The 23,977-nt window shown below is 44.5% G+C and carries 4 protein-coding genes; 1 reads left to right on the top strand and 3 read right to left on the bottom strand.

The window, feature by feature from the left end:
- Positions 1–7 precede the first annotated feature (7 nt).
- Both C2869_RS09305 and C2869_RS09300 read right to left on the bottom strand, forming a co-directional pair.
- Positions 8–20,542: a YDG domain-containing protein gene (locus tag C2869_RS09305; RefSeq protein WP_108602675.1), complete on the bottom strand. Its 20,535-nt coding sequence runs from the start codon at positions 20,540–20,542 to the stop codon at positions 8–10.
- A 20-nt stretch (positions 20,543–20,562) separates the two neighbouring features.
- Positions 20,563–22,335: a ShlB/FhaC/HecB family hemolysin secretion/activation protein gene (locus tag C2869_RS09300; RefSeq protein WP_108602674.1), complete on the bottom strand. Its 1,773-nt coding sequence runs from the start codon at positions 22,333–22,335 to the stop codon at positions 20,563–20,565.
- Positions 22,336–22,889: 554 nt separating this feature from the next.
- Here C2869_RS09300 and elbB point away from each other — a divergent pair.
- Complete coding sequence (elbB, locus tag C2869_RS09295) at positions 22,890–23,540, top strand: isoprenoid biosynthesis glyoxalase ElbB (RefSeq protein ID WP_108602673.1); 651 nt, start codon at positions 22,890–22,892, stop codon at positions 23,538–23,540.
- 35 nt (positions 23,541–23,575) lie between these two features.
- Here elbB and C2869_RS09290 read toward each other — a convergent pair whose 3' ends face one another.
- Positions 23,576–23,821 (bottom strand): hypothetical protein, encoded by a 246-nt coding sequence (locus C2869_RS09290; protein ID WP_108602672.1) that lies wholly within the window; start codon positions 23,819–23,821, stop codon positions 23,576–23,578.
- Positions 23,822–23,977: the final 156 nt, after the last annotated feature.

Below are 23,977 nucleotides of genomic sequence, written 5' to 3'. Positions count from 1 at the left end.
AATTAGACTAGCGATTATTGGCCGTGGTCAAACCAAACAAATCACCCATACTCGTCGCACCGCTAACACTAACCATAGGCATACTGCGTAATTGGTCGATAATATCAGCCGACACCCCTTGCGAAATTTGTGTGACTCTAGCGCGAGTGATCGGCGTTGCTACCGCGCTGTTATCTGTTGCACTAGTTGGCTCAACCACAGAAACTTGAGCCGTCACTTCGCTATAGGTGGTTTCGGCTTGGCTAGTGACCACAGATTCCACTTGCTCTAACTCGTTATTAACCGTGGCGATCTCTTCAGGATCAATTTCAAGGAAGAAAGCCTGATCTTGCGGTTGAGACTGCCCCGTTTTATTAACAATAGGTTCTGGCAAAATAATCATATAACCGTCAAGGTATTCAATTTGATAGTTGGCGGCATTCCCTGTGGCAAAGGTTGCATTAGTCGGTGACAGTACTAGCACATCGCCACCAACCGCTGTGGCACTGCCGTCAGGGGTTGGCACTGTAACCGCTGCCAAGGTATCACCATTAACTAAGCCACCATCAGCACTTGAAAATCCAAACACTTGAGGATCACTTTCACTAGGAAAACGCACCACATTGTTCGCCAGAATGGATAATGGCCGTGGAGTAATAGTTAAACTGCCATTATTAAAGTTGACGACCTGATAATTAGCGGCCGTTAAATTACCAGCCGCTGGAGTAATACTGTATGTACCGACTGCGGTTGTTGGATCAGCACTGACATTAAATGTTGCATCACCACTTAAGCCAGCACTGCTCGCATCTTCGCCGTTAACAAAACCGCTAATCGCAAAACTAAAGTTTGGATTAACATCGCCATAAATTCGGCTAGCATCTTGCGCACTAATCGTCAGTGGTGCTGGGCTAATATTAGCCACAGTCGCTAAGCTAGTTTGCCCCACAACCTTGTAGTTAAGCGCATCGCTACCCGACATGACAAAATCACTCAAGGTAACAGGTTTATTGTTACCTACATTGGCATTGTTAAATGCCGCATTGTGACTAAAGGCTAAGTTATCACCGGCGATACGATCATCAGAGATTACGCTCGCATTAGCAGTGGTTAAGCCATCGTAAACCTTGTCAGTAGCACCTAAGGTTAAATTAAGATCTCGTGCTGTAATTGAGGCGGTCGAGCCAATAGAGCTAGCAACCAGTTGATAGTTGCCGGCATCCACACCGTTAAGCAACATATTGCTTAAGGTAACCGATTTATTGCTGCCAACGTTTTTATCGCTAAATGCAGCGTCAAACACAAAGCTTAAGTCATCACCAGCTATTCTATCGTCACTACTGATCACAGCATTGACGTTAGTATTGCCGTCATAAACTTTATCCGTTGCGCTAGCCGCTAAGGTCAAATCGCGCTTATGGATAGTCGCGCTTAAATCCGTTGTGAATGACGCGACTCGATAGTTAGGCGCATCTTGACCATTTAGATTAACCGCAGATAAACTCACTGCCTTATCAAGTGCCGCATTTTTATTGGCGAAACTGGCGCTAATATCAAAGCCAAGATCATCTCCCGCCACTCGGTTATCGCTAACAAGGTCAACCGTAGCCAAGGTGTTACCATCGTAAGTTTTACTTTGCGCCGACAAGCTTAAATCGAGATCTCGCTGACTAATGTTAGCTGTGGTGGTGGCCGTAGTGGCTGTCACATCATAGTTAGCACTATCCGCCCCTGTTAAACTGATCCCTGTTAAACTAACGGTTTTATCTTGCGCCGCTTGTTTATCAGAAAAATCAGCATTAACTACAAAACCCAGAATATCGCCCGTTATGCGGTTATCACTTATCACAGTCGCATTAGCATTCGTTAGGCCATCGTAAATCTTATCTTCTGCCTGAATTGTTAGGCTTAATGGTCGAGGTGTAATATTCGCCGTGGTCGCGACAAGGGTATTCGCTACTTGATAGTTATTCTTATCCGCGCCACTCAGCTCAAGATCAGTCAAGGTAACGGTTTTATTATTGGCGGCATGTTTATCGTTAAATAAAGCACTCAGGGCAAAAGTTAAATCATCCCCCACCACTCTATCGTCAGAGACTACATTAGCCGACGCTAAACTTGTGCCGTCATAAATTTTATCTAAGGCACTAATACTCACTAATAAATCACGAGGCGTAATATTAGCTGATGTCGAAGCTGTGGTATTTAACAAGTTATAATTACCGGCATCCGCACCGCTAATAACAATTTGGCTGTAGGTGATCGCTTTGTTATTGCCAACATTTTTATCGGCAAAGTTGGCGGTATTTGCCATGATAAGTAATTCGTCACCCGCTACGCGATCGTCAAATGGCGTGACGACGGCTGAGGTTGTGCCATCATAAATTTTATCTAAGGCATTAATACCTATGGTTAAGTCGCGCGGGGTAATGCTAGCCGTAGCCAACGCAGTGGCATCCACTGCAACATTATAGTTACCCGCATCAGCCCCTGTTAGGCCAATACTGGTTAAGGTTACGGCTTTATCTTGGCTTACGTGTTTATCGGCAAATTTAGCCAGCGGGTTAAAGCTAATATCGTCACCCGAAATACGATTATCACTGACCACATTAGATATTGCCGTTGTGCTGCCATCGTATATTTTATTTTGGCCTTCAATAGTCACCAGCAGATCACGCTGGCTAATATCGGCACTTGTGGTAGCTGAACCCGACACATATTGGTAGTTACCCGCATCAGCACCGGATAAGGCAATATGAGTTAAGCTTACGGTTTTACCACTTGCGGCATGCTTGTTATCAAACTCAGCCGTTGGTACAAAATTCAGCTCATCACCAGCAATCCGGTTGTCACTGGTAATATTGGCAACCGCCGTGGTTAAACTGTCATAAACTTTATTGTCTGCCGTTAAGGTAACCGTAAGTTCTCGTTGCGTTATATCGGCAAAATCACTTGCTGTTTGATTAACAATATAATTATCGGCATCAGCGCCACTTATGCTAATACCGCTGAGAGTCACAAGTTTATTAGTTGCGGCATGTTTATCATTAAAGCTAGCATTACCGACATTCAGGGTTAAATCATCGCCTGTCACACGGTTATCAGTTTGGCTGACACTTGCACTTGTTGTACCGTCATACACCTTGTCTTGCGCGGTAATACTAACATTTAAGTCGCGCGGTGTTACGCGCCCTTGGCCAGATGCAGAGCTCGTTATCAAGTTGTAATTAAGCGCATCAATTCCAGCCACTTGAATATTATTCAATGTAACGTCTTTATTCTCGCCAACATGTTTATTGGCAAATAGGCTGTCGTCACCACTTAAGGTTAAGCTATCACCGGCAATGCGATCGTCATTAATGGTGATATTAGCCAGTCGAGTTCCATCATAGATCTTGTCGTTTACCGTAATACTGGCACTTAAGTCTCTTGGCGTAATACTGGCTGTGGTGGTCGCACTAAAGTCTGTCACTATATAGTTAAGCGCATCATCACCGCCAAGTTCAGCGGTAGACAAGGTAACTGTTTTACTTTGCCCGACATTTTTATCATTAAACAAGCCGGTGCTGACAATAGATAAATCATCGCCATTAATTCTGTCATCGGCTGTATTAACAGTCGCTAGGGTTGTACCATCATAAACTTTATCATCGGCGCTAATGGTGACATTGAGGGTTCTTGGTGTAATAGAAGCCGTTGAATGCGTAACCGCTTGATAATTGTCGCCATCGCTGCCGCTAAATAAGTCACCAACCAAGACCATGGCTTTGTCTGTACCGACATTCTTATCGCTAAACAAAATGTCTAAATCATCCACCGAGCCCACCGTCACATCGTCGCCATCAATCACAGAGCCACTAAGCTGCGCCGCTTCAGTAAAGCTAGCATCGCGAGTACCATCATAAATTTTATCTGCCACACCCACTGTCACTAACAACTCTTTACGATTAATGGTGGCTAAGTCTGTGACATTTTGGCTAACAATATAATTACCAACATCAACCCCTGTCAGTGCAATATTACTTAAGCTAACTAGCTTATCTTGCCCAGCGTTTTTGTCTGCAAATGCGGCATCGGCGCTAATGGTTAAATCATCACCAACAACTCGGTCGTCACTCAGACTAAAGATGACACTTGTCGTACCATCGTAAATTTTATCTTCGGCATTTAAGCTTAAAGCCAGATCTTTTGGCGTGATTGCCGCTGTATCGGTTAAATTAGCGTTAACTAAATTATAGTTGCTCACATCCGCACCGGATAAGCTGACGTTGTAACTTACTTGCTTGTTAGTGCCGACATTTTTATCGGCAAAAACCGCATCGCCTAATATTTGAATATCATCGCCCACGACAAGATTTGAATTGCTGTTATATAACGCGGCATTCGTTCCGTCATACACCTTGTCTAAAGCGTCAAAGGTAACTTGTAAATCTCGCACACTAATAGTCGCTGTCGAATTGGCTATTTGCGTGATGACATTATAATTACCGGCATCGACCCCAGTTAACACGAACTCACTGATCGACACGGCCTTATCTACTGCAACATGCTTATCACTGAAATTAGCATTACCGCCTACTGACAATTGATCGCCAACTAACCTATCATCAGTTGCGGTAAATAACGCGGTCGTAGTCCCGTCGTATACTTTGTCTAGGGCATTAATACTGACATTTAAGTCGCGCGGCGTAATATCAGCCAATGCGGTTTGCGCGGTGGCGATACGATAGTTAGCCGCATCATTACCACTAATTTGAATATTAGATAAAAAGACAGCTTTGTTAATACCGGCATTTTTGTCACCAAAAGCGGCTGTCGCGCTTAGGCTTAAATCATCACCCGCGACTCTGTCATCACCAGTGATTGTCGAGGTTGTAGTGGTATTACCATCATAGATTTTGTTGGTCGCGCTGAAATCGATATTCAGTGCGCGTTGGCTAATATCGGCACTGGCGTTAGGATTGATCACCACTTGATAATTATTAGCGTCATCGCCTGACAGTAAGACATTACTCAAGGTGGCCGCGATACCCACTCCAACATTTTTATCAGCAAAAACAGCGTCGGCCGCAAGGGTTAAGGTATCACCGACAACTCTATCATCAGCAAAATTGGATGCTGAGCCAGTTGTTGTGCCATCGTAAACCTTGTTATCAACTTCAAATGTTACTGCTAGATCGCGCTTGGTAATATTGGCAAGCGCGGTGGGATCGCTCACCACATTGTAATTACCCGCATCAGCGCCCGTAACTTGAATATTGCTAAGCGTAACGGTTTTATCCGTACCCACATGTTTATCACTAAAGCTAGCCTCACCGGTGATCGTTAACTCATCACCCAGTATTCTGTCATCACTACTAATAGTGTTAACCGCCGCGGTTGTACCATCGTACACCTTGTCGTCTGCGTTAAAGCTAACATTTAAATCACGCGCGCTAATGTTCGCAGTTGCGGTTGCTGTCGCTTGGTAATTAGCGGCATCGCTACCCGTTAACAGATCGCCAGTAATAATTAAGGTTTTATCAAGCCCAACATTTTTATCGATAAACTCGACGTCTATGCTGGCCGCTTGATTTAAGGCAACATCATCTCCGTCGATAAACGAAGCGCTAAAGTTAACCGAACCACTGATCTGCGCACTGGTTGTACCATCGTAAACTTTATCGCTAGCGCTTACGCCAGTCACGCTTAAAATCTTAGGTGTTATATCGACGGTTGCACTGGCTAAACTATAGTTAGCGGCATCTGTGCCGCTTAGGGTTAGTGAGCCGGTTGTTAACACCTTAGCTTGACCAACATGTTTATCAGCCATGGTTGAACTACCACCAAGGCTAATCACATCACCTTCGTGTATATCGTTTAAGGCTAAATTGCCAAATTGCACGTTAATGCTGGCATCATATTCTTGGCTACCAAACGCTGGGATGGCTTTAGGGGTAATATCAACCTGACCGCTACTTAAGCTGTAATTACCCGCATCCGTACCCGCTAAGCTAAAACTATCTAGGGTTAGGGTTTTGCCCGTTGCCACGTTTTTATCTTGGGTTAAACCTGTACCCGCAAGAGTCACATCGTCATTAAGTACCAGCCCGACAAAGCCTAAGTCATTGGCCGCAACGAGAGTGGTCGCATCATAAACTTTAACACCGGCTAAACTTAAATCCTTAGCTGTGATATTGGCGGTACTGGTAAATGACGTTAACACAGAGTAATTGCCCGCATCCGCACCCGACAAAGACACATTAGTCAGCGCAACCGTTTTATTGCTAGCGACATTTTTATCAAGAAAAGCCGAATCGCCATTAATGGTTAGGCTATCACCCAATACCCTATCATCCGTTAAATTAACCACGACGGATGTTGTGCCATCATAAACCTTGTCTTGCGCATCTAGCGTTACTAGCAATTCACGTTGGGTTATATCTGCAGAATTATAAGTTTGGCTGACATTAAGAAGATTGTAATTAGCGGCATCGGCCCCCGATAAGCCAATATTATTAACCGTGATCGTTTTATCGACACCGACATTTTTATCAGCAAAAGTCGCATCGCCGCTAAAGGTTAAGTCATCCGAAGAATAATCATTAAACGAATAGAGCGTGACTTGAGCATCGGCGCTTGTGCTGCCATCGTAAACCTTGTCAATCGCACTAACCCATACGGTGAGATCACGCGGTGTTATATTCGCGGTATCAGTTAAGTTAACATCGGCTAATACATAGTTAGCCGCAAGACCGCCATTTAAACCGTTAGAGAGTTGTCCGCCCGTTAAGGTAACGGTTTTATCTGTTCCAACATTGTCATCTGTAAAGGTGGCTGAGCTACTAAAAATACCTAGCGTTTCTGTACCAACCAAGCCATCAAGCGAGCCATAGTTAAAGCTGGCAATATTGTTGTTATTGTACACTTTGTCATTGGCGGTAAAGTCTAATAAGGTGACGGTTTTAGGTGTAATCGACGCCGTGGCGCTTAAATCAGTTACGCTATAATTACCGGCAGATAGACCACTTAAACTAACATTAGTAATACCAACCCGTTTATCATTCGCCACATTTTTATCAACAAAATTGGCGATAGCGCCAGACAGATCCGCGCTGACATCGTCACCTGACAATACGCCAGAAATAGTGCCTATTTGCTCGACTGTGGCACTGGTTAAACCATCATAGACCTTAGTGCTAACCACAGCGTCACTTAAGGTTAAGTGCTTTTGATTAACGGTTAACTGGCCGTTGTCTGTCGTCAGGTTATAGCCGTAGTTAGTTAAATCTTGTGTGGTATTCACCGTGATAGCATGAATGCCAGCATCGTGGCGGCCTTGGCTATTGACGGTTGGTTCGCTTAGCGTAACGGCAGAGATACCCGCCACACTTAAGGTATCTGTTACACCATCATCTGCCACCAAACCGCTTACTTGATAAGTAAAGGTTGGCACCGTGTCGCCATAGTTAAACGCAAAATCATCTGCGGCAATATCAACCGTCGGCTGACTACGATAGAAAATATGATTACCCGCTAGAGCCCCATTAGCTGTTGTTTGATCAACATAAGTCGTGTTGTAAATACGCGGGGCAGCGCTAGCCGCGACACCCACTAAGCCACCTTCGGTGCTATCTTGCCAATGGCCGGTATAAATCAACCAGCGGCCAGATGATGAACTCACAGCATCAGCACCGTGATTATTCTGTAAATTACCTTGCAAGGTGGCTAATAACACATCGTCGGTCGCACTTAGCACCCCATCCAATACCAAGTCACTGCCGGCTGCTGGGCCTAGATTTTCCACAACAATACTTTGTGCAGTGATGTCTCGTAGACTGATTGCACCTGAAGTGTTGTCATTTAAGCCATCACCATCAGCCAACAACACATGAACAGCGCCCGTTCCGGCGTTTATACTAGTGCCACTGGCCATACTAATACCGGCTGCGCCCGTATCACGCTCGCTAGCAATAACACCATCTGTGGTGGTGGCATTGGCTTTAAGTAATACATCACCATTTGCCGAAGTTAAATCACCAAATAATGCGATAGTTCGGCCAGCCATAAAGCTAATATTACCGCCGTTTGTTCCGCTCACCACTAAATCATTCGCTAGCGTAATATCGTTGTTAGCTTGCAAGGTAATATCTGTACCGGCACTTAAAACCGAGACTAAGCTTTCAATCGACACACTGCCGGTCGCGGATTGGTCGTCAGCAAAATTAAAGCCATTTAAATCAACCGATGGCGGACCAAACAAGAATACGCCGCCAGTATTGTTGAGGGTAAAGCCTGAGCTTAAATCACGCCCAGGTAACCCCACTGCTATTTTGTCGCCAACGCCGTTTAATGCTAACGCAGCACCAAATCGGTCGTTTTGCTCAACGGCTACATTAAGGTTACCCGAACCGGTATAACCACGGCCAAACTTACTATCTAAAGTTGGGCTGGAAAAATCACTGTTAATGAAGTCATAAATATAAACCGCACCACTATTGGTGACAGCGTTTAAATCACCATCATCATATTGCGCACCGATAGCTAATACATTGCCGTCGTTACTTAACGCTAACGCACTACCTAGTGCATCATTACTGTCTAAAAACGTAGCCAGATTAATATCGTTAGCCGTTGTATAATTCGCTCCTAGCGTCGAATTTAAGCTAGCGCCAGTGAAACCTGTACTGGCAAATTGATAGAGATAAACCGCACCGGCATCTATTGTCGCATTTGCGCTACCATCATCACCCGTTGCGCCAACCGCCAATAACAAGGCGTCGTTTGACAACGCCAAGGCAGAGCCAAACTTATCGCCATCCTCTAACCCTAAGTTAATATCTCCTGAGGTTTGATAACCACGCCCCGCTATCCCGACTTGATTAATACCGGTAAAGTTATCACTGGTAAATGTATATAAATAAGCGGCGCCAGTATCGGCAGCTGCATCATTAAAAAAGCCATCATCACCTGTGGCACCTACCACTAAATGCAAACCATTGCCAGATAAGGCCAAAGCGCTACCAAAATTATCATTGTGTGATAGGCCATCAACCGTTAAGTCTTTACCGCCAGCGTAATCAGCACCCAATGAGCCTAAACGCTGTACCCCACTAAAATCACTGTCGCTAAAGCCAAATAAATGAACCGCGCCGGTATTAACAAAGTCGCCACTCGAGCCATCATCAAATGGTGCACCAACCGCGAGTAAGCTGGCATCAGATGACATCGCCAATGCAGAGCCAAACCCATCGCCACTACGTAAATTAATATCTAAATTATTACCACCACTAAAACCCTTGCCGATAGTGCCATTTAGACTGGCACCACTATAGGTATTGGCGGCAAAACTAAACAAATGCACAGCTCCGTTATTGGCCGATTGCGCTAAATAACCATCATCTCCCGATGCGCCAACTGCCAAGCGGGTAAAGTCATCGTTTACGGCCAATGCCGAACCAAAAGCATCTGCGGGATCATAAGAAAGCGTAGAAAACGCCACTTGTTTGGCAGACGGTAACAAATGCCAATCGACAATTTGCTCGTTACTATAAGCAAATAAGTAAACTGCGCCGCCACTGCTGACAGTGATATCCGAGCCCGTCGCGCCCACAGCTAAGCGTGAGCCATCTCCACTCAGCGCCAAACCACTACCAAAGTAATCAGCGCCAGCCAAGGATAAGTTTAAATCTTGCGCCCCAACATAGCCCTCACCCAAAGTAGCGACATGCTGACCATTACTAAAAGCTGAATCGGCAAAATCAAATTGATAAACAGCCCCTGAATTACCACTATAATTATTACTAAAACCATCGTCGTATTGCGCGCCAACAAACAAACGACTGGCATCATGACTTAAGGCGATAGCCGACCCGAAGCTATCATAGGTATCAACTTTGCCATCTAGGTCGATATCGTTATCACCTGTATATCGCACGCCAACAGAACTAAAGTGACTCGGTGAACTAAAACTGGTATCAGCAAAGCGAATCAAATGCACAGCCCCAGATTCAGTTGCTAAATCGTCCGCAGCATCATCACCAACAGCGCCAATAGCTAAACGGCTGCCATCCGCATTAAGCGCTAGCGCACCACCAAAATAATCGTAACTATTTAAGTTAGCACTTAGGTCTAAATCATTATCTGCCGTATAGCCATGCCCGATAACACCAGTTAAGCTTGGGCTAGCAAAATTGCCATCAGCAAAACTCACTAAATACACAGCCCCAACATTACTTGTCGTATTACCGAAACCATCATCCAAGTGGGCGCCAATAGCCAAGCGCGTGCCATCTTGACTTAATGCGAGTGCTGACCCTAATTCGTCGGAATAACTAATATTGTTAGAGAAATCGAGATCGCCCGTTCCAGTATAACCATAGCCAAGCGTCGCTACATGGCTTGTATCGTTATATTGATTGTCACTAAAACTAAATAAATACACAGCTCCTGAGCCACTGCGCGTTTGGCTAAACCCATCATCTCCGGTTGCACCAACTGCCAAGCGATTACCTATTCCATTAAAGGCGACTGAAGTACCAAAATAATCGCTTTGCTCTAGGTCTAAATCAAAGTTTTTGCCGCCGCTATAGCCTTTGCCAATAATCGCTTGCAACGAAGCGCTAGCTTGACTATTGCTGTTAAAGGAAAATAAATAAACCGCTCCGGTATTAGATAAACCAGAAACTTGATAGCCATCGTTTTGCCACATACCGACAGCCATCAAGCTAGCGTCGTTATTTAAAGCGATGGCCTGTCCGACTTGGCTAAATTGCTCACCTATGATGTCACTGGTTTCATTGTCCAATGATAATGAATTGGCCGTTATATAGTTTTCACCTACATTACCGATAAGCTCGGCATTGGAAAATGCCAAATCACTGAAGCGCACAGAATAAATCGTGCCCGACTCTGCATTATTATCAAATGCGCCATCATCCCCCGTTGCGCCAACAAATAAGGTTTGGCCATCATCAGATAGCGCTAACGCCGAGCCGAAATAATCTGAGTTGCTAAGGTCAATATCCAAATCATTTAAGCCTTGGTAGTTAACACCTAAACTTGCAACTTGTTGTGCATTAGCATAATGACCATCACCAAAATTAAATAAATAAACGGCGCCAACATAGCCATTTTGATTATTCGCCCCATCATCACGCGGAGCGCCAACCGCTAAGCGACTGGCACTGCCGTTTAAAGCAACAGAACGACCAAAATGATCATCACCATCTAAATCTAACGATAAATCATGACTGGCTTGATAACCTTCACCTATGGTGCCTGTGTGAGATGGAGTGTTAAAATTACCATCAGCAAAACTGATTAAATAAACCGCGCCTGAGTCGTTAGCGCCGGTATTTTCAAAACCATCATCTAAATAAGCACCAACAACCAAGCGCGTCGCATCATTACTCAATGCTAACGAGGCTGCAAAACCATCGTTATAATCCAGCTTGCTACTCAAATCGAGATCATTAGCGCCTACATAACCGGCACCTATCGTCGCAGTGTGGTTGCCACCACCAAAATGACTGTCACTAAAGCTAATTAAATAAGCCGCTCCTGAAAAGCTAGGTCCGGTATTGTTAAAGCCATCATCTTCTCTAGCACCTATCACCAAACGACTGGCATCAGCACTTAAAGCGACAGAAGAACCAAAGTAATCATGATTGTCGATTTTGTCAGATAAATTAATATCTAAGGTATTGGCGTAGCCTTCACCTATTGTCGCTGTATGCGAGCCATTACTAAACGCGGCATCGGTAAAACTAAATAAATAAACCGCGCCGGTATTATCAGCTTGATTGCGGTAACCATCGTCAAATTCAGCGCCTACCGCCAAACGATCGCCCGTGGCGTTTAAAGCAAGCGCAGAGCCAAATCTATCATCCGCATCTAGGTCGAGATTAATATCTTGCGAGCCTAAATATTGATGACCGATATTACTGATTAATGTCGCGCCTGAAAAATCGCCAGCTTGCGCAAATTGGAATAAATGCACCGAACCTAAATTATCTTCAAATAAGTTACCGCTGCCACTCACGCCCTGCGGCACACCTAGCGCCATCAATGTTGCATCCGCATTAACCGCAACCGCAGCACCTAAGGCTTCAGTTTGCACCGAGCCACTACCATGCACAATAGTATCTAATTCGGTAATGATGGTTGGATGTTCATCACCTATTAACGAGTTAACTTCACCTTGCGAGAAAGCCGTATCATTAAACTCGATTAAATAAAAACTACCCGCGGAGCTCGCATTATTTGCAAAGCCATCATCACCTGGTGCGCCAACCACTAAACGGCGAGCGTCACCACTTAAAGCCAACGCCGAGCCAAATAAATCATAAGAATCCAGTTCAAGATCAAGGTCTTTACCTGAAACGTAAGCTTCACCGATGGACGCAGTTAACAAACCTGAACCAAACGAGCCATTAGCAAAACTAAACAAGTGCACAGCACCGCTACTTTCACTCGCCGAGTTTGCCAAGCCATCATCACCATTGGCTGCGACAACTAAGCGGCTGGCATCATTGCTTAGGGCGACCGCCTTGCCTAGGTTATCGGAAAAGTTCAGTTGGCTACTGATATCAATGTCATTATCACCGTCGTAACCATGACCTATCATGCCTGTTATGACAGGCAAGCTAAATGCAGTATCTGAGAAGCTAATTAAATAAACGCCGCCACCAAAACCGGTATTATCTTTACCATCATCGCCGATAGCACCAATCACTAAGCGACTAGCGTCTGAGCTAAACGCCACTGCCGAGCCAAAATTGTCGGCAAAATCTAAACTAATGTTTAAATCATTATTAACAATATAGCCATTACCTAAAGTCGACGACAAATTACCCGAGGCAAAAGCGCTATCTGCAAAGCTAAACAAATGCACGGCGCCATCATTGAAAGCACCTGTATTATCAAAGCCATCATCACCCGTTGCCCCAACCGCTAAGCGACTTGCGTCATGACTCAAGCTAACACTCGCACCAAAGTTATCTTCAGCTTCAATATTTAGCGCCACATCAACATCTTGACCTGTGTTGTATTGTGCGCCGATAGTCGCAACATGTTGTCCACCAGCAAACTGCGTATTGCTAAAGCTAAATAAATGCACAGCGCCAGCATTACTAATATCGTCATTGGCACCATCATCTTGCGGTGCGCCAACCGCTAAACGCGAACCGTCAGCATTTAACGCAATACTACTGCCAAAGCCATCTGCTACGTCAAGATCAAGCGCCAGATTATTACCGCCTGAGTAGCCTTTACCTATAACCCCTTTCAAAGTGGCTCGGGTAAAGTCATCGCTGGCAAATTCATATAAATACACCGCACCGTAGGACAAATAATCCAACGTAGCACTACTAGCATTCGCAGCACCTATCGCCATTAAATTACCTAAGTCATTTAATGCAACCGCAGAGCCTAATGAATCCCCCGCATAATGGCGCGTACCACTGATAAAGGATTGGCTATTAAAACGATTAGCTCCATCATAACCGCTGCCTATAATTAGGGCTTGGCTAGCGTCGGAAAAATCAGTATCGCTGAAACTAAAGCCGTATATTTCACCTGTTTCTAATTCTTGATTATTTAAGCCATCACCATTTAAGGCGCCAACCATTAATCGAGATGCGTCACCATTCAAAGTGACAGAATAACCAAAGCGGTCAGCATCTAGGTTGAGATTATAGTCTTTCTCGCCAACATAACTGTCGCCAATAATAGCGATACGACTGCCTGAGCTAAACGCAGTATCACTAAAGCTAAACAGATCGACTCGGCCGGATGTAAACGTAGCAAACTCAAAACCATCAGAATCCGGTACGCCTACCGCTAAACGACTGGCATCTGAGCTTAACGCTACAGACCATCCCAAATAATCAAAGCTATTGTTGTCGATATTAATATCATTGGTGCCAACATAATTCTCACCTATAGTGGCAGTATGGGTCGCCCCCGCAAATGCGCTGTCCGTAAAGCTAATTAAATAAACCGCACCGCCAGCCGTACTGCCTGAGTTTTCAAAGCCGTCGTCATATTTAGCACCAATAGCTAAGCGCGTAGCATCGGCACTCAGCGCAAGCGATGCGCCGAAATAGTCATTACTATCTAAGCTAGCTGATAAATCCAAATCGCCTGTAGCTACATAACCTTCACCTAAAGTACCAACATGTGACACACCGCCAAATTCGGTATCGGTAAAAGTAAAGAGATACACAGCTCCCGGATCATCAAGTGTATTATTAAAGCCATTGTCACGCTCGGCCCCCACCGCTAAACGATCACCCAAGCCATTAAGGGCAACTGATGCACCAAAGTAATCGGAAGAATCTAAACTGAGATTGAGATCTTTAGCGCCTGAATAACCCTCACCTAAAGTGGCTTGATGTTGGCCATTGCTAAAATCGCTATCGTCAAAGGTAAATAAATACACTGCCCCCGAATTAGACGAGCCACCATCGCCATCATCCAATAACGCGCCAACCGCTAAGCGACTGGCATCAGCATTAAACGCCACTGAATAACCAAAATAGTCGTAGCTATCTAAATTTAGCGCAATATCTTTACTACCCACATAACCGCTGCCAATAGTGGCGGTTAAACTCGCGCCTGCAAAGTTGCCATCGGTAAAGCTGACTAAATGCACCGCGCCATAGCCGCGATCATTAACATCAAAAGGACCGTTAGGGTTAAAGCCATCATCTTCTGGCACGCCAATCGCTAAGCGCGTAGCGTCATCACTTAAAGCTAATGCTTGCCCTAAAAATTCACCATAAGCACTTTGCGAGCCATTAAACTGCCGCATACTAATCACGGATAATGGCTCGTCAGTTATATCTGCACTTAAAGCCAAAAATTCATCGGACTGCGTCGTACTTAAATCAAACAGTAGCAAGTTATCCGCGTTATTGGATTGAGCACCTATAGCCAAACGCTGGCCATCGGCACTTAAAGCCAAAGCACTTGCTAATTCATAGGATGCATTAAGGTGGATATTGATATCATTAGTGCCTATGTAGCCTGCACCCAAGGTTTGACTGAGCGTGCCCGATGCAAACGACGTATCAGCAAAGTCTAAAATAAACGCCGCACCTCGATTAGAAAATGCATTTTCAAAGCCATCATCGTAGCGCGAGCCTATCACTAATTTGCGACCATCAGCACTTAACGCCAGTGACGAGCCAAAATAATCGTAATTATCTATCTGCTCACTAAAGTCAATATCTCCAGTGTTACTATAGCCGTCACCTATTTTACCCACCAACAACCCATCACTATAGCTGGTATCGGTAAAACTCAGTAAATAAACCGCGCCGCTATCCCAAACATTATCACTCGCGCCATCATCTAGTTGGGCACTGACCACCAAACGATCACCCACACTGTTAAACGCCAAACTATAACCAAAATAATCGGAAGATGATAAATGTGCAGACAGATTAATATCGTTAGTGCCTACATAGCCTGAGCCCAATGTCGCAATATGATTAACTGCCGCGAAATCGCTATCGCTAAAGCCAATTAAATAAACCGCCCCGTTGCGATAATAACTATTATTTAAACCATCATCGTATCTGACCCCAATCGCCAAGCGTGTGGCATCGGCATTAAAAGCTAGTGCGCTACCCAAATTATCATAGCTATCAAGTACCGCACTTAAATCTAAATCATTACTACCTGTGTAATCTTCACCTATTGTCGCAAAGTGACTTGCGCCGCCAAAAGAGTTATCTGTAAACCTAAATAAATAGACAGCACCAGCATTAGTATCATTGTTATTGGCGCCATCGTCGAATTGCGCGCCAACGGCTAAGCGATCGCCACTGGCATTTAAACTAACCGCAGATCCAAAATTATCGTTAGCATCGAGCTGTGTGGTTAAATCGAGATCTTGACTACCCACGTAGCCATAGCCTAGGGTGCCAATCAAGCTAGCTTGTGTGTAATCATTGTTAGCAAACTGAATTAAATGTACGGCACCGTAATTTGAGTCTGCATAATTGTTAACCCCAAAGCCGTCATCGCCCGAGACACCGATTGCCAATAAGCTAGCATCGGCATTAAACGCAATCGCATCACCAATATTGTCGGCAGACCAGTTTACATTATCGACCAGATCAAAACTTTGTGACGCCGCCGCTTGATAGTCATCCCCTATACTGCCGCTTAAACTGGCTTGGCTAAAGCTAGTATCGGTAAAACTAATTAAATGCACAGCGCCAAAGTCAGATGTATTACCCTGACGACCATCATCACGATTAGCGCCGACCACTAGACGCGACGCATCTGCGTTTAATGCAACTGCCGCACCGAAATAATCATAATTATTAAGATGGCTGGTTAAATCTAAATCACCTGTTGCTTGGTAGCCAAAGCCGATTTTTCCTACATGAGCCGCGTTATTAAAATCACTGTCGCTAAAGGTAATTAAATGAACCGCACCTGAATCCCAGTTGTTACTCGCGCCATCATCACCGTAAGACCCAACAACTAGTCGGCTAGCATCGGCATTTAAAGCCAGTGAATAACCAAAGTAGTCACTATTGGCAATGTGATTACTAACGTCTAAATCACGTGTGCCGCTGTGATTTACCCCTAACGTGCCACTGTGAGTGCCGGAAGTAAAATTGCTATCGGTAAAACTAAATAGGTAAACCTCACCACTATCGCCTGCTGCATTGCTGGCTCCAGCACCGCCATACGCCCCCACCGCCATCCGTGTGCCATCACTATTTAAACTAATGGCTTGGCCAAAGTAGTCATAGCTATCGAGTGATACTTGAATATCATTCGTACCAATATAGTTATCGCCTATGGTTGCAACGTGACTACCGTCCGTATAAGCCGCATCGGTAAAGCTAAATAAATAGACTGAACCTGATTGATATGAACCACTATTATTTAGGCCACGATCCAATGGTGAGCCAATGGCTAAACCACTACCATCTTCGTTTAACGCAACAGCTGCGCCAAAGTGATCACCACTATCTAATTGCGCGACATCTACATCTTTACCCGAGTTATACCCATCGCCTATCGTGGCTAAATGCGCAATATTGCTAAATGCCGCATCAGAAAATCTAAATAAGTAAACTGCTCCGCTATCTGTACTCTCGTTATCGAAGCCATCGTCACGCCGAGCTCCCACCACTAAGTTACGATTATCACCACTTAAAGCGATAGACGAACCAAATTGATCATTGCCATCTAAATCAATATCGAGATTGTTAACCCCGCTATAGCCTTCACCTAAAATTCCAATCAAATCGGCATTGGCGAAATTACCATCAGCAAATTTAATTAAATACACGGCCCCAGTATTGGCGGCTAAATTATCAAAACCATCATCACCACTAGCTCCAATTGCCAACAGAGTAGCGTCGTCACTTAATACAACGGATGTGCCTATATAATCAGAATCATTGTTGGTACTGCTAGAGGCCTGATATTGATACGAGACTTGATTAGTTAAACGCGCCACTAACGAACCACTATTAAAGCCCGATGTAGAAAAGTTAAAAAAGTGCAAAGAGCCAGGGCTAGAACTAAGTGAGTTGTCTTCAACCCCATTAACCGCACCGGCTACCACCCGAGTCGCATTACTATTAACCGCGATGGCTGAACCAAAATTATCATTTTCCCTTAAGAGTAAATCCAAGCTATTAGTATGGCTGTAATCAACCCCTAGCGTTGCGCGATGATTTTGCGAATAACTAAAATCAAATAAATAAATCGCACCTGAATTACTTAATACGTTAGATTGGCCATCATCCCCTGGCGCACCAATTAACCACTCTGTAGCTGAGTCACTAACAGCTATTGCACTACCAAAAGCGTCATCTGCGTCCAACACTGAACTTAGGTCAATATCATCCGTACCTGTGTAACCTGCTCCCATCGTTCGGTTAATGAAGGGTAAACTAAAGGCACCACCACCAAAGTTAATTTGATAAACCGCCCCTGCATCAGCCACACTATTGGCGGAACCATCATCACCGCTAGCACCAACCAATAAAGATGTAGCCGCACTGTTAAGCGCTACTGCCGCACCAAAGCTATCATTACTGTCTAAGCTAATATTGAAATCATTGGTGCCTGTATAGCCACTGCCTATTGTTCCTAACATTGTTGCGCTAGCAAAACTGTCTGCGCCAAACGTCAATAAGTGCACAGCCCCTGCACCACTAACACTATTGTCTTGCCCATCATCGCCTTGAGCGCCAACCGCTAAATAGCCCGCGCTATCACTCAACGCCACAGAAGAGCCAAACTGATCAAATGCCTCTAAACTGACATTAGCCACCCCCGTATAACCCGCACCTAGGGTGCCAATATGCTGACCACCGGTTAAATCACTTTCGGCAAAGGTAAACAAATACACAGCACCGGCATCATTAATGCTGTTATTTAGGCCATCATCTCCTTTCGATCCGATAACTAAATGTTCGGCAACATCATCAAATGCCAACGCGGAACCAAAATTATCTTGGGCATCTAAGCTAATATTAATGTTGTCGCCACCAAGGTAACCTTGGCCGATCGAACCAACTAGTTCGCCACCAGAAAAGTTACTGTCGGTAAAGCGATATAAATGCACAGCACCAGCGTTAGAACGGTTGTTAGCCGCGCCATCATCACCCATGGCACCAATTGCTAGTCGGCTAGCATCTTCACTTAGTGCCAATGAACTACCTAGCTGATCACCATCTTGCATTTGGGCTGTGGTGGCTTTCCATGCATAAACGCTTTCTAAAACGGCCTGATACTGCCAGTTTGATAAATCATCACTACTGCCAATAATAAGGTTTTTGGGATCCAGTAATAGTTGCCCGCCTTGACCAATGTGTACTTGGCTTAGTTCGGCTTTTTTCAAATCTTGGCCAGACGATATTTCAACCGCACCACCTAACTGGGTGCCCGCAGCACCTTGAGCATCGATTTGGCCAAGAAAGGTCGTTTCGTCATTAGCCCAAACAACAGCAGTACCGCCTTGACCTTGACTAGCGCTAACATCAATTTGGGTACCGTCGTTAATAAATACGCGACTTGCGTTGGTGAGCTCGGCTTGATTTTGCCAGCGTTCAACAAAGGCTAATTCAATCTCTTCACTATTTTGCGTATTGTTTTTGCCACCTTGAAACTCCCCGCCAATGCGCACTAAACCACCTTGCTTAGCACCACTTGCGTCAACACTGGCGCTTAGCATATGAATACTATTTGCGGTTACATCAACTTGCCCACCATTGCCTTGTTGGCCGGAAGCTAAATACTTACCTGATGACGCTATACCAGCCGCCGCGGCAATATGTAACTCGCCACCATTTTGCTGGCCACGAGCATCGACTACGCTGGAACTGCTTTCAATAATGCCACCAGCCGATGCGAGCTCTATATGCCCACCATCACCGGTATATCCTCGGGCAGTAATACTTTGCGCTAAAGATAAACGATCGCCTGCAACCACATTAACTGTGCCGCCTTCGCTACCATCAACACTAATGTTGCCACCCAAGGCGACGGCATTGGCTTGAATATGAATATGACCTGCTTGTGCAGAATCAGCGCCATCAGCACTTAATTCACCATCCGACGACACCACATCGCCCATTAGCCAAATTTCGCCATTTTGCTCGACAATCGAATTGGCGCGAATAATGCCATCATTATTAACAATGGCGCCGACTGTGGATTGCGCTGACTGAGCGTCCATGCGTACGGTACCTGCGGTGGCAATAAGCTCACCACTATTAGTCACTTTAGCGTCGTGCGCGCCTTGAGTGATAACTGCGCTGATCAAGTTATTGCCGGTAATATCGACAGCAACTGCGCGGCCAGAGGCTAAAATAACCTCGCCATACGGCACGTTAATAGCACCGTTGTTTTCCACTTCACTACCGAATAATGCCGCGTAACCACCCACTGCAACATTAATATCAGCTTCGTTACTGACTTTACCGGCAAGCTCACTGGTAAAATGATAATTGCCGTTAGCAAAATCCGCTTGCGATAAGTCCAAACCAGACGCCACAATCCCGCCGACATCGACTTGCGCATTTTCAGCAAATAGCACACCTTGGGTATTGGTTAAAAAGACTTGGCCGTTACTGCTGAGTTTACCGAAAATGTAAGAGACATCGTGACCAACAACGCGATTCAATGCGACGGCATCTTGCCCCGGTTGCACAAAGGTAACACTGGCATCTTTACCTATACTAAAGCTTTGCCAATCTATGCCTAATTTTTGACTGGTTTGATTGATCACCATGTCGCTGTTGTGCGAGTGGATCGCGCCTTGACCCACTTTGATTTCGCCTTGTGTCGGCAAGGTCGATTTATCAATGGCAATTGGCGCGACATTTTGCGCAATAGCTTGATAATTAACCGAGTAAGCGGCGGGTGTCGTTAAGGCTTGATTGGTTTCAGCTAAGGCAGATGCACTAGCCAGCAGCGAGCTAACTAACAAGCTAGGTGCTAGCATGGCCGCACCAGGCTTAGTACGACGGTTTTTTAATTCAGATACAGGTTGCCAGTCTTGGCTTATATGATTCCAGACTAGTCGATAATTGTTGTTCATGTTCTTTCTCCTGCCAGAGCCTAAAACGTCGAACTTAATTGAAAATAAACAAAAGGATTGCGCTGTTGATCGAGCGGATCACTTACAATGACTTGATTATTGGCAACGGATACATCTTCATGAGAACTATTACTGTGCCAACCTATACTCAAATCAAGCATCAAATCTCGGCCTTGTTGCCATTTAGCACTCAGTCCTTGCCCGCGTAGAATACGCGCGTTACTTACTAATGTTTTGTGAGCTGGTGTTTGCCAAGGATCAGCAAAATATCCCCCCTCGCCAACTTCATGAAAAGCAGACAAGGTTAGTATTGAACCTGTCATTAACCAGCTATACCCAAGCTCAGATGTAAAAATAATCGCCGTGTCCATGCTAGCTTCACCCGGTTTGAATGAGCGCATGGTGTATGGGCCTGTCATGCCAAACTTTTCCGAGCTATCTAAATTATCAAACGCGTGCTGACCAAATAAACGTAAGTTAGTAAACCAGTTACTATTCAAACGCTGGCGATAGCTAACATCAGCATTAAGTTTGTGAAAATGCCTGTAGGTTTGATTAGTATCGATCCCGTCATTGTCACCCGGTGCCGGGTCTATTTCACCGCCAGCGTAATCTAAGCGCGAATATAAATAATACCCGCCCCAAAAATTGCCTTGTCGGGTATAGGTTAATCCCAGGCCAATTTGCTGGCTTTGCTTATTAGATGTGCTGACTAATGAGATAATATCTTGCAGGGTTTTATATTGGTAACTCACTCGTAAAGTGGCATTGTTAGCAGTAGAGCGGATAAGCGGTAGGTTCAACCCTGTACTGGCAAATATTGCGCTACCTCGCGCGCCCAATGCATCAAACGGAGCCCCGAGCTCATAAGTTAATCGACCAATACTAAAATCAAAATTAGCCCCCTTGCCATAGGGGATGCGTGTTGTCACCGAACCATTTACAAATTGGCCTTTTTCTGCCACTTGTAGGTTTACTAAAGTATTATCACCATAACCGAATACATCCTTTAAATGAAAACGCGCAGCTAACCTATGTTCACCAACTGATTTACTACCATGGTTATTAAAAGTGACACGGCTCGTTAGTGGTTCATCTTCAGCTACCGTCACTATCATGTCCGCTGTACCGGGACGCTGACCTCGAGCAAATGCCGCCCGCGCGACAACACCAGGAATGTCATTTAACAGCAAAATGCGCTCTTCGACTTGGGCTTGATTTAAATCGGTTTTGCCCGTTAAGTCACTGACATAGCCACTGATCACGTCATTTTTTAAGCGTACGTCTTCCGCTGTCACTAACTGGACGTTGCCCACTTTACCTTCTAAAACAGCGATTTCGATAATACCGTCAGATACTTTCTGCTGCGGCAAATAAGCATAGGTTAAAATATAACCTTGCTCTTGATAGTAACGGGTAATAATACCGGTCGCTTGGTTTAAGCCATCGACATCTAATTTTTGATTAGTCCATGGCGCTAACAAGGGCAACAATTTGTCTGTTGCAATGTGAGTGTTGCCAGTAATACGAAATTGTTTTACAGCAATTGAAACGCCTTTAGGTAAGGAGAGCAAAGGTCGAGGTAGGTTTTTGTCAACCACAGCTGATTGTTCAGATTGTTGCCGCTGATTTTGACTTTCAGCTTGCTGAGAATCACGCAACAGATCACCGGCATTAGGCGGAGCCGCCGCGCGAGCAAAAAAACTAGGTAAAACCGAGCTGACAAGCAGACAACATAACAGCTTATTTAACTTGGCTTTTCGTTGGGTGTTTTTGTTTGAGGTAAATGCCATTTTTAAGCCTTTCCAAACCCATTGAAATTCCGTTCATTAATCCTTTAAGGTTAGTTGACGATTATGAAATTTAGTAGGTAGATCTGCTGGTATTTTGTGCAATTTATTATTTTTTTTTGAACGCCCTTATCTTTATCCCATATAGCTATATAAAGAAGCTAAATCTTGATTAAAAATAAAGAGTTAGCTTTTTTAACATTCCATCCTTTGTAGCAAAAAAATATAAAAAAACACGACAATAATCTGGAAATAATGCAGAGTTAGCGATATACCCAATGCAAGCTCAGCTAGACCAATAAAAACTAGTACCTTTTCAATTTAATTTTGATTAGTTGAAAACATTGGTGATCACTTTCACACTGAGCGCGAAGCAGTCGAAGTGTCGGTAAATTAGAAAGTAATAAGACTTCGACAAGCTCAGCCTGAAGTTGTTTATTTAATCTAAATATGGCTAAAAACATTACTAGTGATAGTAAATTATGCGAGTGATTCAACTGATCATTTCTTTCTGGAAACAGTACTAGTTATAGAGTAATTAACAAATAGGATTTCATATGACTAAAAATATCGCAGTGGTTTTATCCGGTTGTGGCTACCAAGACGGAGCCGAGATCCAAGAGTCGGTACTCACTTTATTAGCCATTAACCAGCAAGGGGCAAACTACCAATGCTTTGCGCCGGATATACTTCAATTGAAAGTCGTCGATCACTATCGACAACAAGAAGTATCCGAATCACGTAACGTATTGGTTGAGGCTGCGCGCATAGCGCGTTGTGATATAAAACCTTTGACCGAGTACTCAGCTAACGACTTCGATGCGATTATCTTTCCTGGTGGGTTTGGTGCAGCGCTCAACCTATCTGATTTTGCCTTACAAGGTCCTGACAGCTCAGTTAATGCCGATGTAAGCGCAGCCATTAATAATACTTATCAGGCACAAAAGCCTATTGGCGCGTTATGTATCGCTCCTGTATTACTGGCTAAATTGATCACTGGAGCCAAATTAACCATAGGCAGTGATCAAGCAACGGCTCAGGCAATAGAAAGCCTTAACTGTACGCATGAAAATACAACACATGGCGAAATTGTGATTGATAAAGAAAACAAGCTTGTTACGACACCTTGCTACATGCTGGACGCCAATATAGGTCAAATCGCAGACGGTGCGAACAAATTAGTTCAAGCCATTTTAGATCTGGCTTAAAAAGACAAGCTTTGAATTAAGCTTAGGTGTGCCGACTATGTCAGGGAATGCAGGAGTTTTCTGGTAAGAGTCGCGACAATATGTCGCGCCTCATGATGCACCGCTTTGGCATCTAACCAATTGATGGCCAGTTTAGGTTTTGTGGCATCGGGTTTAAATGCCGGATCGAGCGCTTTCACACAGAAAATGGCTAGCCAGACCACACTCAACATCGCCACCATACGCACAATAATACGACCAAGGGTACGGAAAATGTTTGCGATATTAGTTGAGTTGTTCATGGTAACCTCCTATGTGATTGAACAATACATACTAACTGAGGGAACAAAAACAAACTACCTTTGCTACGCTTATTTTATAGGCAATTTTTGTATAATGATCTGGATCATGGATCTATTAGATATTTTGAATATATCCGCAAGCATTTAGCGAGAAGC

This window comes from Saccharobesus litoralis, assembly GCF_003063625.1.
GTDB classification, from domain to species: domain Bacteria; phylum Pseudomonadota; class Gammaproteobacteria; order Enterobacterales; family Alteromonadaceae; genus Saccharobesus; species Saccharobesus litoralis.
Note: the sequence above shows the minus strand (reverse complement) of the source record. Positions and strands in the feature narration are given on the sequence as shown.

Coding starts and splice junctions, on each gene's coding strand:
- C2869_RS09300 (WP_108602674.1), bottom strand. CDS start 22,335: ATGGCATTTACCTCAAACAAAAACACCCAACGAAAAGCCAAGTTAAAT.
- C2869_RS09290 (WP_108602672.1), bottom strand. CDS start 23,821: ATGAACAACTCAACTAATATCGCAAACATTTTCCGTACCCTTGGTCGT.
- C2869_RS09305 (WP_108602675.1), bottom strand. CDS start 20,542: ATGAACAACAATTATCGACTAGTCTGGAATCATATAAGCCAAGACTGG.
- elbB (WP_108602673.1), top strand. CDS start 22,890: ATGACTAAAAATATCGCAGTGGTTTTATCCGGTTGTGGCTACCAAGAC.